Annotated in this window: 14 protein-coding genes; all 14 read right to left on the reverse strand. The window is 50.8% G+C overall.

From position 1 onward, the window contains the following. Positions 1 to 80: 80 nt before the first annotated feature. The 14 genes from cysC to cysM all read right to left on the reverse strand — a co-directional run bounded on the left by cysC (position 81) and on the right by cysM (position 15,784). Positions 81 to 698, reverse strand: coding sequence for an adenylyl-sulfate kinase (gene cysC / locus AC3I0A_RS20670; RefSeq protein WP_489374262.1), 618 nt, complete (start codon positions 696 to 698; stop codon positions 81 to 83). An 11-nt stretch (positions 699 to 709) separates the two neighbouring features. Then, positions 710 to 1,924, reverse strand: coding sequence for an MFS transporter (locus tag AC3I0A_RS20675; protein ID WP_489374264.1), 1,215 nt, complete (start codon positions 1,922 to 1,924; stop codon positions 710 to 712). Positions 1,925 to 1,934: 10 nt separating this feature from the next. After that, complete coding sequence (locus AC3I0A_RS20680) at positions 1,935 to 2,705, reverse strand: class I SAM-dependent methyltransferase (protein ID WP_489374265.1); 771 nt, start codon at positions 2,703 to 2,705, stop codon at positions 1,935 to 1,937. A gap of 9 nt (positions 2,706 to 2,714) precedes the next feature. Then, positions 2,715 to 3,851 (reverse strand): hypothetical protein, encoded by a 1,137-nt coding sequence (locus tag AC3I0A_RS20685; protein ID WP_489374266.1) that lies wholly within the window; start codon positions 3,849 to 3,851, stop codon positions 2,715 to 2,717. Next, on the reverse strand, positions 3,848 to 4,573 hold the full coding sequence (locus tag AC3I0A_RS20690; protein WP_489374267.1) for an SDR family NAD(P)-dependent oxidoreductase: 726 nt from the start codon (positions 4,571 to 4,573) through the stop codon (positions 3,848 to 3,850). The genes AC3I0A_RS20685 and AC3I0A_RS20690 overlap by 4 nt, the downstream gene beginning before the upstream one ends. Positions 4,574 to 4,583: 10 nt before the next feature. Further along, positions 4,584 to 5,312 carry a sulfotransferase-like domain-containing protein gene (locus tag AC3I0A_RS20695; RefSeq protein WP_489374269.1) on the reverse strand — a complete coding sequence of 243 codons (729 nt, stop codon included), beginning with the start codon at positions 5,310 to 5,312 and terminating at the stop codon, positions 4,584 to 4,586. Next, entirely contained in the window at positions 5,309 to 6,412 is a 1,104-nt protein-coding gene (locus AC3I0A_RS20700) for a transaldolase family protein (RefSeq protein WP_489374271.1), read from the reverse strand. The genes AC3I0A_RS20695 and AC3I0A_RS20700 overlap by 4 nt, the downstream gene beginning before the upstream one ends. 147 nt (positions 6,413 to 6,559) lie before the next feature. Continuing rightward, the gene (locus tag AC3I0A_RS20705; protein ID WP_489374272.1) at positions 6,560 to 7,282 is read right to left on the reverse strand and encodes an HAD family hydrolase; all 723 of its coding nucleotides are present in this window, start codon (positions 7,280 to 7,282) and stop codon (positions 6,560 to 6,562) included. Between the two features lie 71 nt (positions 7,283 to 7,353). Beyond that, positions 7,354 to 7,650, reverse strand: coding sequence for a hypothetical protein (locus tag AC3I0A_RS20710; RefSeq protein ID WP_489374274.1), 297 nt, complete (start codon positions 7,648 to 7,650; stop codon positions 7,354 to 7,356). A 2,009-nt stretch (positions 7,651 to 9,659) separates the two neighbouring features. Next, complete coding sequence (locus AC3I0A_RS20715; protein ID WP_489374276.1) at positions 9,660 to 10,199, reverse strand: DUF2058 domain-containing protein; 540 nt, start codon at positions 10,197 to 10,199, stop codon at positions 9,660 to 9,662. Between the two features lie 24 nt (positions 10,200 to 10,223). Further along, entirely contained in the window at positions 10,224 to 11,057 is an 834-nt protein-coding gene (gene mazG / locus AC3I0A_RS20720; protein ID WP_489374277.1) for a nucleoside triphosphate pyrophosphohydrolase, read from the reverse strand. Between the two features lie 104 nt (positions 11,058 to 11,161). Further along, positions 11,162 to 13,405, reverse strand: a complete 2,244-nt coding sequence (gene relA, locus AC3I0A_RS20725; RefSeq protein WP_489374279.1) for a GTP diphosphokinase — start codon at positions 13,403 to 13,405, stop codon at positions 11,162 to 11,164. Positions 13,406 to 13,529: 124 nt separating this feature from the next. After that, a complete protein-coding gene (rlmD, locus tag AC3I0A_RS20730; RefSeq protein ID WP_489374280.1) occupies positions 13,530 to 14,882 on the reverse strand; it encodes a 23S rRNA (uracil(1939)-C(5))-methyltransferase RlmD in 1,353 nt (450 codons plus the stop codon). Then, positions 14,882 to 15,784 (reverse strand): cysteine synthase CysM, encoded by a 903-nt coding sequence (cysM, locus tag AC3I0A_RS20735; protein ID WP_489374282.1) that lies wholly within the window; start codon positions 15,782 to 15,784, stop codon positions 14,882 to 14,884. Before cysM ends, rlmD begins: the two co-directional genes overlap by 1 nt. Positions 15,785 to 16,042 lie beyond the last annotated feature (258 nt).

The following is a 16,042-nucleotide window of genomic DNA, read 5'->3' on the forward strand; positions in this document are numbered from 1 at the left end:
TGGGAACACGTCGTCCAAAATCGAGATCGGCAGCCCGGTAAAATGCCGTCGACTTGGCTTGATATCACGCCTTTTCGGTGTTAGCCGCTAGCATCGCACGACAACTCAATCCATTGAAGTATCTCCTGAACTGACTGTTGAACCGATAACTGATCGGTTTTTAGATGAATTTCTGGATACACCGGAATGTCATAGGCCGAGTCAATCGCAGTGAAATTCTTAATAAGCCCTAATCTTGCTTTTTTATAAAGCCCCTTAGGATCTCTGCTTTCTGCAGCCTCTAAGGGGGCGTCAACAAATACCTCAATAAAATTCTCGTTGCCAATGATAGAACGAGCATGATGCCGGCACACGACAGAAGGAGATATTAACGCAACGATCACAACCAACCCGCAGTCGATCATCAGCCTAGCAACTTCTGCGACACGGCGAATATTTTCATCTCTGTCTGCAGCAGAAAAACCGAGGTCTTTGCACAATCCTCCCCTCACAGAATCTCCATCTAAAATATTTGTAAATCGTCCGAGCCCCCTTAGTTTCACCTCAAGAGCATCTGCAATAGTAGACTTTCCCGACGCCGAAATACCCGTTAGCCAAACTACAAAAGGCTTCTGTTTCATCTGGGGATGATTAGCACGCAAATAGTTAAACGGAAACGCGTGAATATTTTCGCTAGCAATACTTGGAAAATAGCTCATACATCACACCCTCACTTATTAGAAGCAATGTTCTTCGATAACATAAACACCATCGCAAACTGTAAAAAAAGCAGAAGTGAGACAACAATATACACCGACGAGAAGGAACCAGTGACATCCCTGGACAGCCCGCCCAAAAAGTTCCCACACACTCCACCTAGCCCAATGAGGACATTGGCTATCCCGAAAGCCTGGGTCAAGCGAGTCACATCTACAATCTGTCCAATATAGGTGGGAACCAGTCCAAAAATCGGATAGAACGCTAATGCGAATAAAAATGCTGCTAGATAAAAAGCAGGAATATTACCAAACAGGTAGACTAAAAGGCTCGCGAACCCTGCACTTAAAAAACATAATAACAATGCAGATCGGATACCTATCTTATCGGCGATCCATCCTACAAGAAAGCCTGACGCCATTCCAACCGCGCCAATAGTCGCCCATATAAATCCAGTAGTTTCGACAGAAACTTTAAGCTCATCACGGAGATAAGGTGCCAGGTAAGTCTGAAAGGGTAACAACGTCAATCCATTTAGGAAAGCGATCGCCCAGGTTAGATACAGTGATTTACTTTTCCAGGCACGCTTGGATTCGTCTTGTGACGTTTCGTATCTTTTTAACTGTACATCAGGCTCAGAACCAGTGTTACGAAGCAAGATGTAAGCTACGACGCACAGCCCAATCGAAATGATGCCTGCGGTTAGCCAAATAGACCGCCAGCCGCCATGCAGAGTTAAAAAAGAGACCAATAAACCATTGACGAACACGCCATAGCTTGTGCCACTGGATATCAATCCCATCACTCGTGACCGGTTACCTGAACTAAAACTTTTGGTGACGATCTCAGCGAGAGGAATATAGACTGATGCCGAACAACCGCCCAAGAGAATTAACAGGCCACCTGACAACCAAATACTATCACTGACACTTAAGCCTAAAAGAGCAATCGAAGTTACTCCGGTTGAAAACAAACTAATCTTCCAGCCGTCCAAGTATTTGCTTATATAACTTGTGACGGATGAAAAAAGCAAAAAACCAACTTGAGCGCCTCCCGTGATTAGCCCTACTGTCGTATAATCAAATCCAATATCCTTCCTCATATCTACAACAAGATTTGCGAACAGGTAAACACCAAAGCCATATGTGCTGGCGACAAAACCAGTGAGCACTATCGCAAGCACAATGCTATCCATCGACTTGTTTTTTATTTGAGTTATAGAATTCATCCCGCCCCCTTCACACCGCAATAGCTGTGTGGATTATAAAGTCTGAATTCATCATGTCGAAGTCATGTTTGAAGTCACCGTACATTTCATGGAATGAAAAACCAGAAAGCTGAATCTCATTCTTTAGTTGACCTGGCAGCAGCGGATAAACTTTTAAGGTGTATGTAGCGGAGTCCTCAAATGAGTAGACAAACTCACAGAGCTTATCTGTTACTTTTCCTAAATTCACTGAAGCGGTGGTACCACAGTAGTAGTAGTTACCACTTGATTTATACCTTCCTGCTCTGATGGCAAGAAAATTACGCTGATCGACGATTAATAACCCGCCAGGATTAAGTAACGACCTAAATTTTTCTAGAACCTTTAGTCTGTCACTCTCATCGAATACATGACATAGCGAGCTGCCTAGACAAAGAACCGCATCAAATTTCCCGAGTTCCGCTGTATCGATATCCATCCAATCCATATGATGCGATTCGACTTCGACTTCATAGCGATCAAAATTTGACCGCGCTTTAGTCAGCATCGTCAGACTACCGTCAGTGGCTACAACTTCAATTCCTGCTTTTTTAAGCTGCACGGCATGAAAACCGCTTCCAGTGGAAACATCGATAACTTTCGCTGAAGCGGTGCGCGTCAACAAGCTTTCAAAAAAACCGTTCTCTCCTTTTGTTCTCTTTTCCCAGTCTATTAATTCATCCCATCTGCTTACAAACTCGGATGAGTATTGAGATGAATAACTGTCAACCAGATGTATGTCTGTCGCTGCGTTCATATTCATCAGAATCCTCTACCAGGTTGAATTTTTAAGAGCTGAATATTTTTGCCCAAGCTCGTGGGCAAACTCATCAGACTGGGAAATAGACATTGTCTTTTTTGAATACCCAAGGAGTTTATCCATGACGCTCATGCACTCATCATTGAAGGTTACTCGACCGTCATCATCTATCTCATCTATGCCATCCTGCCTTTGGCAAAGATTATTAATCTTAATCGCCGCATCCCTCTCACAGTCTGAAGTAAACAATACTTGGACACTCCCCCTGTGCAGAATCACCGGATAACCACCGGGCAAACCCAATGGCCCGGGTGCGTGAACCTTTACTGGCGTATCGGAAAAGATGCCCTCTATCACCGTCACTGCGGATGACGCCGTGAGGAATTGACCGTCAATACCTCCGAGCCTACGATATTCAGATTTGACTGATGAGAAGATCAATTCGTCAGGAAGTGTTCCTGACGCCTCACTTCCTTCAACGCTGTAGTGCATCTTGTAGTTCGCGTTAGGAGGAATTCCGTCCCGTGGCACGCAGTGACTGAAATAGTGTTGCGCATACAGGTTTACATCTACATCAGCTGGATGACAGTTTGAAAGACCTGCGATTGAAAGACGTATTGCCGGAATAAGATTAGCTACATTACCGATACCTAGATCGGGAGCGAGACCGACTTTACTTAAAATTGGATTAACTGCGTCAGGGAAAGCCGCATTCACAGTCTTCGCTTGGATGCCTGACATCTTAATTGCCAGCATTAGTCGATGCATAAGCGTCAAATGCATCGGCAGCCAAGGCCCGAACTGTGCCTTATCAAGCTCAGCGAAGGTGAGTTTGGGTAACGTAGTAATGATCCTCCAAGACTGTAGCGAAGCGCAGTTCAGAACGATGTCGGGTTTATAATCGTTAAGCACCTGAGCCATTTGATCAATTTCGTTAATGTCGACAGCCACTGATTCAATAGAAATATGGGCACCAAGCTGCGCCGATGCCAACCTCACCAAGTTACATAACCTTAATGTAGACTCTGCATTACGACTCACCACAATGAATGCGAACTCATTTTTTGGCGCTAGAATTTTGAGGATTTGCAAGCATAAATTACCCGCTCCAACTATCATGATTTTCTTTTTAGTTGTAAAAATCTTCACCGTGGGTATGCTCCGTTATCTACAGGTATAACTTTTCCAGTGATATGTTTCGCTGCATCAGACATCAGAAACAAAATTACTTCTGCGACGCCGCTGGGAAGAATCGGATCTTTTAGCACTTCCTGACGCGCGTACTCATCTCTTCGATACTCAGGGATAGTTTTATATATTGCCGTATCATGAATCAGCGCCGGAGACACTGAATTCACCCGCACGAAGGGAGCAAAATTCCAGGAGTTTGCTTTTGTCAGTCCTATAACCGCGGCCTTAGTGGCGCCGTAAAGTGCGTCACAGCTTCCCACCTCTCCTGCCACCGATGAGATATTCACGATGCAACGCATCGACTCGTACTGCATTTCTCGCTCGGCAAAATCCTTCGACAAATATACCAATGCTTTGACATTGACGTTTATAATCTCGTCAATTTGCTCGTCGGAGTACATATAAACACTTTTTCCGTGATATATACCCGCATTATTTACCAACGCATAAATTGTTGAGTGAGCTTTATATAATTCAGAAATAAAGTTTTTGATTTCCTCGCTTTTTGAAAAATCTATTACGTGCGTCTCCAGCACGTCACCCCCATAGATCAAGCTCAATCGGACCAAGCCATTTTTGTCTTTGTCCGCTGCGATGACGAAATACCCTTCGGCTATACATTTCTCTACTGTCGCTTTGCCTATTCCGTTGGCAGCACCGGTAATTATTACTTTCTTCATAATTTACCCCTTACTCGCAGAATGCATTCATACGCTCATAGAACGGACGGTGATACTCGTATAGTTTTTTCAACTTGGGGTTTTGGTTAAAAACCTCCATATCTATTTCAGGCTGTTTATCCGCCCTTATGTGTACGCTTTCCTCTGCCGCCTTATGCCAATTGCGCCACGTCTTCCACTGTTCAGGGCATCCTTTCTTCCAACCCATTGATTCTGGAATGAAATCTACCCCTATGTAATCACACAGTTTTCTCACTACAATTTCTGGTTCACGAGCTAAAACATCAGCATTAATCACGTATGGAATTTTTCCAGTTAGCTTGGTTACCACGCAGAAAATTTCATACATCGCTTTATGTCCTATCGATTCAAGCGGCATATCTGGGAAGACTGCATAGTGCGACAAGATGCTTCTAACTGGTTCTCGGATAAGAAAAATATTTGTCTGCTCGGATAAAAACTTCTCATCTGACTTCAAATCATCTTTACAGTGGTAGCACATATCTTTATGGAATACGTTCCTTTGCCTCTTCGCAGACAACAGCATCTCTTTGATTTCTTCATATGTGCTCGGAATGCTGTTGTCCCAGTCATCAGAGGGAATCGATGAAGCGGAAGAGAACGCCATATGAGCAAATGGCTCATGAAAAACCTCGAAGTCATTTCGTTCAATAAATACTCGTTCCAACACTGTTGAACGAGAACGAGGATGCGCCCAAAGTCCGACCATCTTGTTCATGCCGAAACTCCAAGTTCCGAAGACATCACCGAGCTGATGGAATTCTTAAAACCACCTTCGACTGGACAAAGACGAACACAATAATCCCTAAGCCGACGATGAGCCTCACTTGCCTCATTGCAAGTGTTGATGAAAGCTTCGTGATTAGAAAAGTGGTAGGGCTCTAATGCATCCCTAAAGTAGGCATCTACGAAATATGGAATTTTTACAAGCTTGTCGAAAGTGCTATCGGGAACTTCGATTCGTTCGTTGCAAGGTACTACGGGATTCCCATGACTTTCCCGCTCGATTATAAAGTCTACTACGTCTGGCGTAAGTGTGTAGCAGGTCTCATAGTTACCGGTTTTTTCCAAGTGCCAGCACTGCTTTCTACCTTTTTCATCCACATCGACTTTAATGCTAGAGATTAACAATTTCGCGACAGTTCCAGATTCTATGATTAGCTTCTGAATTTGCTCGTAGATAGATATTTCGGCCCAACGCCTATCCCGCGAACTTAGATCGATACCTCTTTCTTGTGCTTGCTTACTAAGCTCGGACTGACAAGCAAAGCGACCAATCATAAATGTTATGACATATTTGCATCTGGAAATGTCGACGCCATTTTTGGCAGCTAATTTTCTCCCCCTTTCTATCGCGTCAATCCCAGCTTTAAACTGCGAGACCGTGAAGCAAAATGTGATATTTATAGAGCAACCAGAGGCCACGAGGAGTTCTACTGTGGTAAGCCCCTCCATACTACCGGGGATTTTAACCATTACGTTTTGGCCTAAAGAACTAAGCTCCAGCCCCCTACTCATCATCAATTCGGACGATCTCACATCCACTGGATCGACTTGTGCGGAAATCCAGCCGCTTGCTCGACCAGACTTATTCCAGGCATCCAGCAAGGTATTAGACCCTTCGAGTATCACCTCATCGTACAGACTTCTGTGCAGACTACGTGGTGCAAAACCTCTCAGGTTAAACCGAGAAGACCAATACTCTTTATTATCCAATATAACGGCTGTTACCAGGCGCGGGTTGGTTGTAACACTGCTGAGCCCGCATCCCAAGTGTGAGAAGTCGTTTGGCATCAGCTGTTCGATATAAGCAACCACTGAAGGGTATTTCTCTAGAAGAACCTGTTTATGAGACGGGTATACTGATGGAGAAGAGTCCCACCAAATTTCCGAACTTACATTATTGCCCTTTAGCCTTTGTGTATATCCTATAGAGTTCAAAGCGCAGTCTCCCTTAGTATTTGACTAGCCGAGTATGACCAATAAATCGCGCATATTAGAAAAAGGCAGGGCGCCAGCATCAGCCAGCATTAAATGTCGACCGACAGGGCCGAAACCTAAAACCCTAATGTCTGCTGCAATCGCAGCTTGTACACCTGTCACGCTATCTTCAATTACAAGCGCATCGACAGCATTTACATTATTATATTTACAGGCAGTAATAAACACTAAGGGGTCTGGTTTCCAGCGTCCCAATTCATAACAGCTAAAAATATTTCCTTCAAAGAAACCGTAAAGCTCCGTCAATTGCAGGCAATGCTCGATCTTTGTTCTAGGTGCGCTTGATGCCACGCACATTGGGATTTTCAGACCTTGTAGTACTTCAACAACCCCATCAGTGGCTTTTAAATTGCGAGTCAAGGCTACAAGGGATTCCGCCCTGAACTCATCCTCGAAACTGCAAGGAAATTTTATACCTAGCTCTCGCTGGATTTCCTGCAAGCAATCTCCTATTTTACGCCCCCTGAAACGCTCAATGAAGTTATTCACATTTAGCGGTTGCTGTGTATCGCTATCTGCGTTCAACTGTGCATTGATCATAGATACAAGCACAGAAAGCGTTATCTCCTCACTTTGGACTAACACCCCATCGCAATCGAAGATTATAAGCTTTGACCTATCACGGTACTTGTAAGCTAAACTTTCAAAGCCTCTATTACCTTTACCCCTCGATACATTCATAGACATCTCCCTAATGACCTTGAATCACTAGCGGATGAGACTCGCACGCCCCTCCCCGAGAAACCTGTCAAATAATTTTAGATAGACTTTAAATTCAGTTTAGGAATGTTTATTGTGTTTTTATACACGTTTAACGACCAATTCCGTTGGAGATCCGTGTCGTTGATAACGGAAAGCGACACGCCCATGGAGCCTGAAGCACTGGACATGAAGTTAATTTTTACATAAGGATCCGCAGCCACTTCACTATGAACGGCGAGCAGGTCGGACTTATTGACAATGGGCAATAAGGAACAATCATCAAGGGATTTCAAGTCACCATGCGGACTTCCCGCCTCTTCGTAAACATCAACACAGGTAATTGCTTTATTCATGATATGAGTTTCTTAGGATAGTAAACCGTTAAGGAAGGTCTAAAGTACCCACCGATTTTTGATGCCCTCTCTGCGTGAGGTTCAAAAAACGCTGACTCGGTCGAAAACCAGATCTTTCCTGTCTTTAATTCATGTTTTTTCCTCGGCGGTTGCACTCAACTCATGCAACCATCTGGAATAAAAAGATAACAGTGCTTACCTACACGACTAGAACTAGCTTGCATATCTGCTCCTAAAGCCTTCATTCGTTAAGCTTGCTATTAACTTACGCACTGAAACAATAGACACAGCATTAAGTGGAAGTCAAAAATTTCCGCGATTTTTCCGAAAACTCCTACAAAAAATTATTTAACGTAAGACCAAGCCTACACTTCTTGGAAATCTCTTACGGTGGATAGGAAATTTATATTTTGAAGTTAAAATTTTCGAGCAGATCCTGAGAGATCCAGGGGGCCGGTGACGCTCTGCGTCACGTCCGAGGCGGACGCAGAGCGTCCAGGGCGGCGCTCCCACGCAGAGCGTGGGAGCGATCGATCAGCCCTCACCTCGTCATCACGCTCACCTAATCGTCAATAATCCAAAACAAGACACTCCCCTCAGAAAACGCGGCAACGTACTACAGACCAGCGGGCTCGATCACAGCAAAAATACCCCTCCCCCATCCAACTATCTCAAGCACGGCAAAGAGCGAGCAAATGAAGAGAAGCACTTAGATTATCGCCAGCTGTTTGAAAAGAGACACATAGCCTGCCCAGGCGTACCAGCAGGCTTCAAATTAAAGAAGAAATACCTAAGAGCGACCTGAACACCAAGAACAAAAAACGTAAGGGATCACAAATATAATTATGAATAAGTTAGTCAAGCACAATCGGCTAAACAGCTGGGAAAAACATAACGTTGAATCTCCATTTCTTGCAGCTGGGGTAAATCAGAATGCACTGGAGGGGAAAGGATTTGATAGCCTTTGGGGAGTTTCGGAATTCGCTGCTGAGCACAAAAATGGCTGAGCCGCGATAGCATTACGCGGCGCCAAAACGACTCAGCCAGACTCGGAACAACCGTACACCCCGCCTCCTCCCCTCACCACGGGACGTTATCTATCTAAAGGTGGTTTAACCGTTTATTTGGGGGTGCAGGCATGGAGGGGATTACATATCAAGCCAGATAGAAAAACTGTTGTCCGCCGGCATTGACGGAGCCATTGGAGCCTTCAGGCGATTGGCATCAGTCGACAGTTGCCGCAAAACGGCCAGTTCAACTTAATTGGGTATTCATGGGAATCTCTTATTGCAGCGCAGACCGCTCTTTTCTATGCCGCATAAGGGGAGATTATTGATAACCTGGTGCTCATCGGATCCCCGATATCGCAAGATTTTCTAAGTGAACTGAAAGGAATCAGAGGAATAAGGCGTGTACTGGTCATCGATCTGACCAATAACGATGACAGAATCTATGCCGGAATGTCCGAAGCAGAATTAATCGCGAGCCTGCCCAGCTTGAGCGAACAAATGATGGAGTCGCAACTATCAGGCTCCGGTCAAGGGCATTTCTTCTATGGAGTCGCAGGCGAACGGGGGGAGGTTCGGCGACGTCAACTGGCCGAGAGGTTAAAGGTTGAAAGACTCAAATAGAAACTGGCAGATCTCGGTCATTTTATGTACCGCCTGCGTCCTCGTTTTCCCCTTTAATGTGGCTGAGCTCTATATCTATTTCAAATTAGGCGTCTTTGAGCCCTATACCTACATCATGGCCATCCCTCCAGGCGGCGCGTCCTTTTTGCTTGTCCAGACAGCCGTCGCCATTGGGCTATATCGCAGAGCGTGGATCAGGACACATTCGATATTTTTGTTCCTGTGGTTGATCAATATCAGCATCTTCGGTTTGCTGATCTGGAGCACAGTTCCTGACCAGGCTCTGTAAGAAAAGTATCTGCACGCTGGGATTGCCCTCCCCACGAGAGCTGCAACACGACAAACCCCGCCGAAGCGGGGTTTGTTGTTTCTAATCCCTTACCACATCAGATCATCCGGGATCTGATAGGCCGCGTACGGATCATCTTCATCCGGCGCTTCAGTCACCACGTTCAGCTGCACAATGCGTTGCGGATCGCGCTCCTGAATTTTCAGCGCGGCCTCACGGGGGATCACCTCGTAACCGCCGCCATGATGAACGATCGCCAGCGAACCGTTGCTGAGCTTGTTGCGCATCAAGGTGTTCACCGACAGGCGCTTGACCTTTTTGTCGTCGACAAAGTTGTAGTAGTCCTCGGTGGTCAGCTTCGGCAGGCGTGTCACTTCGATCAATTGCTTGATCTGCGCGGCACGGGCTTTCTGCTCGACCTTTTCCTGTTGCTGACGATTGAGCTCCTGATCGCGCTTGACCTTCTCGGCCAGGGCTTCCTGGGCCAGTCGCTGCTGGGTATCGTCCTGTTCAATCTGGCCTTTGTGGACCAGACGCTGTTGCTTCTGCTTGTCTTTGCCGACCTGTTTGGCCTGCTTTTGGTTGACCAGCCCTGCTTTGAGCAACTGGTCGCGAAGGGAAAGGCTCATGTACTTACTCACTTAGGCAACGGCTCAGCCGCAGCTGGGCAAATTCTTTTCCTGACGTTTGGCTTCGCCCCACAAGGCGTCCAACTCTTCGAGGGTGCAATCTTCTATGGGACGGTGGGTGTCGCGCAATGCCTGTTCGATAAATCGGAAGCGTCGCTCGAACTTGACGTTCGCACCGCGCAAGGCGGTTTCCGGATCGACCTTGAGGTGCCGGGCCAGATTCACCACGACAAACAGCAGATCACCGACTTCATCGGCGATGGCTGCCGAGTCGTTGTCAGCCATGGCTTCGAGCACTTCATCGAGCTCCTCGCGGACCTTGTCGACCACCGGCAGGGCGTCAGGCCAGTCGAAACCAACCTGAGCCGCGCGCTTCTGCAATTTCGCCGCTCGCGACAACGCAGGCAGCGCAGCGGGCACATCATCGAGCAAGGACAACTGCTCTGGAGCGTTGGACTTCTCGGCCCGCTCCTCGGCCTTGATCTCTTCCCAGCGCCGCTTGACCTGTTCTTCGTCGAGCCGCGGGATATCCAGCGGCGCATACAGATCACCGGTCGGGAACACATGGGGATGACGTCGAATCAGTTTGCGGGTAATGCTGTCGACAACCCCATCGAATTCGAAACGCCCTTCTTCCCGCGCCAGCTGGCTGTAATAAACCACCTGGAACAGCAAGTCGCCCAGCTCGCCCTGAAGGTGATCGAAGTCGCCGCGCTCGATGGCGTCAGCGACCTCGTAGGCCTCTTCCAGGGTATGGGGCACGATAGTTTCGTAAGTCTGCTTGATATCCCAGGGACAGCCGTACTGCGGATCCCGCAGACGGGCCATCAGGTGCAACAAGTCTTCAAGTGAATACATCAATCAATCTCTGCGAGAACCTGTGGGAGCGGGCTTGCTCGCGATAGCGGTGTGTCAGGTAAAACGCTATCGCGAGCAAGCTCGCTCCCACAGGGGATTGCATTTCAAGGCGTGCGGTTGCGGCGGGTTTCGATGATGTTCGGCAATTGGGAAATACGCCCCAACAACCGCCCCAACGCATCCAGCCCCGGAATCTCGATGGTCAAGGACATCAACGCGGTGTTGTCTTCCTTGTTCGAACGGGTGTTGACCGCCAGTACGTTGATCCGCTCGTTGAGCAGCACCTGCGAGACGTCGCGCAGCAATCCAGAGCGATCGTAGGCGCGAATGATGATGTCGACCGGATAGGTCAACACCGGCACCGGGCCCCAACTGACCTGAATGATCCGCTCCGGCTCACGACCGCTCAACTGCAGCACCGAAGCACAGTCCTGACGGTGAATGCTGACGCCCCGGCCCTGGGTGATGTAACCGACGATCGCATCCCCCGGCAGCGGCTGGCAGCAGCCAGCCATCTGGGTCATCAGGTTGCCGACGCCCTGGATCTGGATGTCGCCGCGCTTGCCGGGTTTGTAGCCCGTGGCCTTGCGCGGGATCAGCTCCAGCTGTTCGTTGCCACGCTCCGGCTCGACCAGTTGCTGGGCCAGATTGACCAACTGCGCCAGACGCAAATCACCGGCGCCCAGCGCGGCAAACATGTCCTCGGCGGTTTTCATGTTGGCCTTGTCGGCCAGCTTGTCGAAATCGACCTGTGGCAAGCCCAGACGCCCCAGCTCACGTTCGAGCAGGGTTTTACCGGCGGCCACGTTTTGATCACGGGCCTGCAACTTGAACCAGTGGACGATCTTCGCCCGGGCCCGCGAGGTGGTGATGTAACCCAGGTTCGGGTTCAGCCAGTCGCGGCTCGGCGTACCGTGCTTGCTGGTGATGATCTCGACCTGCTCACCGGTTTGCAGGCTGTAGTTGAGCGGGACGATTCGCCCGTTGATCTTGGCGCCGCGGCAGTTGTGACCGATTTCGGTGTGCACGCGGTAGGCGAAGTCCAGCGGCGTCGCGCCTTTGGGCAAGTCGATGGCGTGGCCGTCCGGGGTGAAGATGTACACCCGGTCCGGCTCGATATCGACCCGCAGCTGTTCGGCCAGACCACCGATATCCCCCAGCTCCTCGTGCCACTCGAGCACCTGACGCAGCCAGGAGATTTTCTCTTCGTAGTGATTGGAGCCGGATTTGACGTCGGTGCCTTTGTAGCGCCAGTGGGCGCAAACACCCAGCTCGGCCTCTTCGTGCATCGCATGGGTACGAATCTGGACTTCCAGCACCTTGCCTTCAGGACCGATGACCGCCGTATGCAGCGAGCGATAGCCGTTCTCTTTAGGGTTGGCGATGTAGTCGTCGAACTCTTTCGGAATGTGCCGCCACAAGGTATGGACAATACCCAGCGCGGTGTAGCAGTCGCGTATTTCCGGCACCAGCACGCGCAGGGCGCGCACGTCGTAGATCTGGCTGAATTCCAGACCCTTGCGCTGCATTTTGCGCCAGATCGAATAGATGTGTTTGGCCCGGCCGCTGATGTCGGCATCGACGCCGGTGGCGTGCAATTCGTTCTGCAATTGGGTCATCACATCGGTGATGAAGCGCTCGCGATCGAGGCGACGCTCATGCAGCAACTTGGCGATCTGCTTGTACTGATCGGGCTCCAGGTAACGGAAGGACAAATCCTCCAGCTCCCATTTGATATGCCCGATACCGAGACGGTGAGCCAAGGGTGCATAGATGTCGAAGACTTCCCGGGCGACCCGGTTACGCTTTTCGTCATCGGCGGTTTTCACCGCACGAATCGCGCAGGTACGCTCGGCCAGCTTGATCAGCGCGACGCGAACGTCGTCGACCATGGCCACCAGCATCTTGCGAAGGTTTTCGACCTGCCCCTGGGTGCCGAGCACCAATGACTGGCGCGGGCTCAAACTGGCGCTGATCGCAGCCATGCGCAGCACGCCGTCGATCAGTTTGGCCACCACCGGGCCGAAACGTTGACTGACCACCGGCAACTGGATCTGACCTTCGCGGACACCGCGGTAAAGCACCGCAGCCACCAGCGAATCCTGGTCCAGTTTGAGGTCAGCGAGAATTTCTGCTATTTCCAGGCCGGTGCGGAAACTTGACGTCCCCTCGGCCCAGAGATTCTTCGCCGCATTGTCTTGCTGTTCAGCCTCGCGAGCGAACTCGCAGGCTTCCTTCAAGGCTTCACGGTCCAGCGCCGTATCGACACTGACCGCATGATCGAGCCATGCCTCGAGATTGATACTGCCGTCGGTGTTGATCGGCTGGTGCGCTCTCACCTGTACCATCTTGCTTACCTTCCCTACGACGCACATTCAATGCGTCAAAATCGCTGACCTTCGTTGCCAATGTTCCCTCGCTGGGCTGGCGAGGGTCATGCATTAGCGGGCCAATCGGACCAGACGAGCCTTCCTAGCTCGCTTCAAATAACGCCATGGCCTCGACATGTGCCGTCTGAGGAAACATATCGAGGATCCCGGCACGTTTTAACCGGTAGCCCTGCTTGACCAATTCAACCGTGTCGCGGGCCAGCGTTGCCGGGTTGCACGACACATAAACCAACCGTTTGGCGCCCAGGCCAGCGAGCTTGCGCACCACTTCGAAAGCACCGTCACGGGGTGGGTCCAAGAGTACCGCAGAAAAGCCCTCGCCGGCCCATTTGGCATCAGCCAAAGGCAGGGATAAATCGGCGTGAAAAAACTTCGCGTTATGCACATTGTTGCTAACCGCATTGTCGGTGGCGCGTTCGACCATGGCCGCTACGCCTTCAACAGCAACCACTTCGCGAACTTTTTTTGCCAGCGGCAACGCAAAGTTACCCAAGCCGCAGAACAGATCGAGCACGCGCTCATCGGCCTTCGGCGCCAACCATTCCAGCGCCTGAGCGACCATCGCTTCATTGACCCCGGCGTTGACCTGGATGAAATCTCCCGGCCGATAAGCCAGCTGCAAATCCCACTGTTCCAGTCGATAACCGAGCTGCTGATCCGGCTCGACCGGTTGCGGCTCGCCTTCGCCATGCAGCCACAACTGGGCCTCATGGAATGCGCAGAATTCCTTGAGTATCGTCAAATCAGCTTCGGACAGTGGCGCCATGTGCCGCAACAAAAATGCGTTGGAAGAACCATGGAACAACTCCACATGGCCCAAGGCCTGAGGTTTGCTCAACCGCCGGAGCATCTGCGGCAGATGTTTCATGATCGGTTGCAAGGGCTGTACCAACACCAGGCAATCATTGATGCCGACAATGTCCTGGCTGGCTGCCGCACGAAAACCCACTTCGAGCTTTTTCGCCTTGGCATCCCAACGTACCGCCACCCGGGCGCGACGTCGGTAGCTGAATTCCGGCCCGCTCAAGGGGGTTGCCCACTCTTCGGGCTCGACACCCGCTACCCGCGACAACTGCTCGGCGAGCATGCGCTGTTTCAGGGCAAGCTGTTCGGTGTGGGGCAGATGCTGAACGCTGCAACCGCCACAGCGCCCGGCATGGGCGCACGGTGCCGGACGGCGCAGTTCACTGGCCAGAAATACCCGCTCGGTACGTGCTTCGACGACTTTACCGTGGGCACCCAGGACCCGCGCTTCGACTTCTTCACCGGCCAAAGCACCGGCGACGAACCAGGTGCGGCCTTCGATAAAGGCAATGCCACGGCCGTCGTTGGCCAGACGTTCAATGGTCAAACGTTGTTTTTTACCGGTGGGCACTTGCGGGGCCCGGCTGCCGCCACTCGGTTGGAAGCGCAGGCCTCTCTCTTGCTTGGCCATCAGTTGGGCGCGTCGAAAATGCCGGTCGACAAGTAACGGTCGCCACGGTCACAGATGATCGCGACCATCACCGCGTTTTCGACTTCCCGGGACAATCGCAGCATCGCTGCCACGGCACCGCCCGAGGACACGCCACAGAAGATACCTTCTTCGCGGGCCAGACGACGGGTCACGTCCTCGGCTTCGCTTTGGGCCATATCGACGATCCGGTCGACCCGGTCGGCCTGGTAGATCTTCGGCAAGTATTCGTGCGGCCAGCGGCGGATGCCGGGAATGGCCGAGCCTTCCATCGGTTGCAGGCCAACGATCTGCACCTCTGGATTCTGCTCCTTCAGGTAGCGCGAAACGCCCATGATGGTGCCGGTGGTGCCCATGGAGCTGATGAAATGGGTAATGCTGCCCTCGGTCTGGCGCCAGATTTCCGGGCCGGTGCCGGTGTAGTGCGCCTCGGGGTTATCAATATTGGCGAACTGGTCGAGCACCTTGCCACGGCCATCGGCCTGCAGCCGCTCGGCGAGATCGCGGGCGCCTTCCATGCCCTCTTCCTTGCTGACCAGAATCAGTTCGGCACCATAGGCGGTCATCGCTGCCTTGCGCTCGGCACTGGAGTTGTCGGGCATGATCAGGATCATCTTGTAGCCCTTGATCGCCGCAGCCATCGCCAGAGCGATCCCGGTATTGCCCGAGGTCGCTTCGATCAGCGTATCGCCTGCCTGGATCTGCCCGCGCAACTCGGCACGGGTGATCATCGACAGCGCCGGACGGTCCTTGACCGAACCTGCGGGGTTATTACCCTCGAGCTTGAGCAGCAGGGTGTTGCTGGTGACGCCGGGCAGGCGCTGCAAACGAACCAGCGGGGTGTTGCCGACGCAATCGGCGATGGTGGGGTACTGCAAGGTCATGGCGTATTCGCAATCCAGACTGCGGGGGTGCCTATCATACCGGCAAACGTGCGCAGGCCATATCACGCAAAGTAAGGGGCTTATGGCATATGGGAATAAGGGCTGGCTTTGTGGTGGATGGCAGATCGCTATTGCGAGCAAGCTCGACTCCTACACAGCAAGCGGCTGGAAGCATTAATTTACAAAGATTGCCTGCATGCAAATGGCTACACTGCGCAGGTGGCGCGTGCCGGAGGTGCGCGTCAGTCATTCGTCTGT

Source organism: Pseudomonas sp. KH_024_B2, assembly GCF_057839965.1.

Bases quoted from the DNA above. Each gene is read 5' to 3' on its own strand.
- cysC (WP_489374262.1), bottom strand. From the start codon at position 698: ATGAGCTATTTTCCAAGTATTGCTAGCGAAAATATTCACGCGTTTCCG.
- AC3I0A_RS20675 (WP_489374264.1), bottom strand. From the start codon at position 1,924: ATGAATTCTATAACTCAAATAAAAAACAAGTCGATGGATAGCATTGTG.
- AC3I0A_RS20680 (WP_489374265.1), bottom strand. From the start codon at position 2,705: ATGAATATGAACGCAGCGACAGACATACATCTGGTTGACAGTTATTCA.
- AC3I0A_RS20690 (WP_489374267.1), bottom strand. From the start codon at position 4,573: ATGAAGAAAGTAATAATTACCGGTGCTGCCAACGGAATAGGCAAAGCG.
- AC3I0A_RS20695 (WP_489374269.1), bottom strand. From the start codon at position 5,312: ATGAACAAGATGGTCGGACTTTGGGCGCATCCTCGTTCTCGTTCAACA.
- AC3I0A_RS20705 (WP_489374272.1), bottom strand. From the start codon at position 7,282: ATGTCTATGAATGTATCGAGGGGTAAAGGTAATAGAGGCTTTGAAAGT.
- AC3I0A_RS20710 (WP_489374274.1), bottom strand. From the start codon at position 7,650: ATGAATAAAGCAATTACCTGTGTTGATGTTTACGAAGAGGCGGGAAGT.
- AC3I0A_RS20715 (WP_489374276.1), bottom strand. From the start codon at position 10,199: ATGAGCCTTTCCCTTCGCGACCAGTTGCTCAAAGCAGGGCTGGTCAAC.
- mazG (WP_489374277.1), bottom strand. From the start codon at position 11,057: ATGTATTCACTTGAAGACTTGTTGCACCTGATGGCCCGTCTGCGGGAT.
- relA (WP_489374279.1), bottom strand. From the start codon at position 13,405: ATGGTACAGGTGAGAGCGCACCAGCCGATCAACACCGACGGCAGTATC.
- rlmD (WP_489374280.1), bottom strand. From the start codon at position 14,882: ATGGCCAAGCAAGAGAGAGGCCTGCGCTTCCAACCGAGTGGCGGCAGC.
- cysM (WP_489374282.1), bottom strand. From the start codon at position 15,784: ATGACCTTGCAGTACCCCACCATCGCCGATTGCGTCGGCAACACCCCG.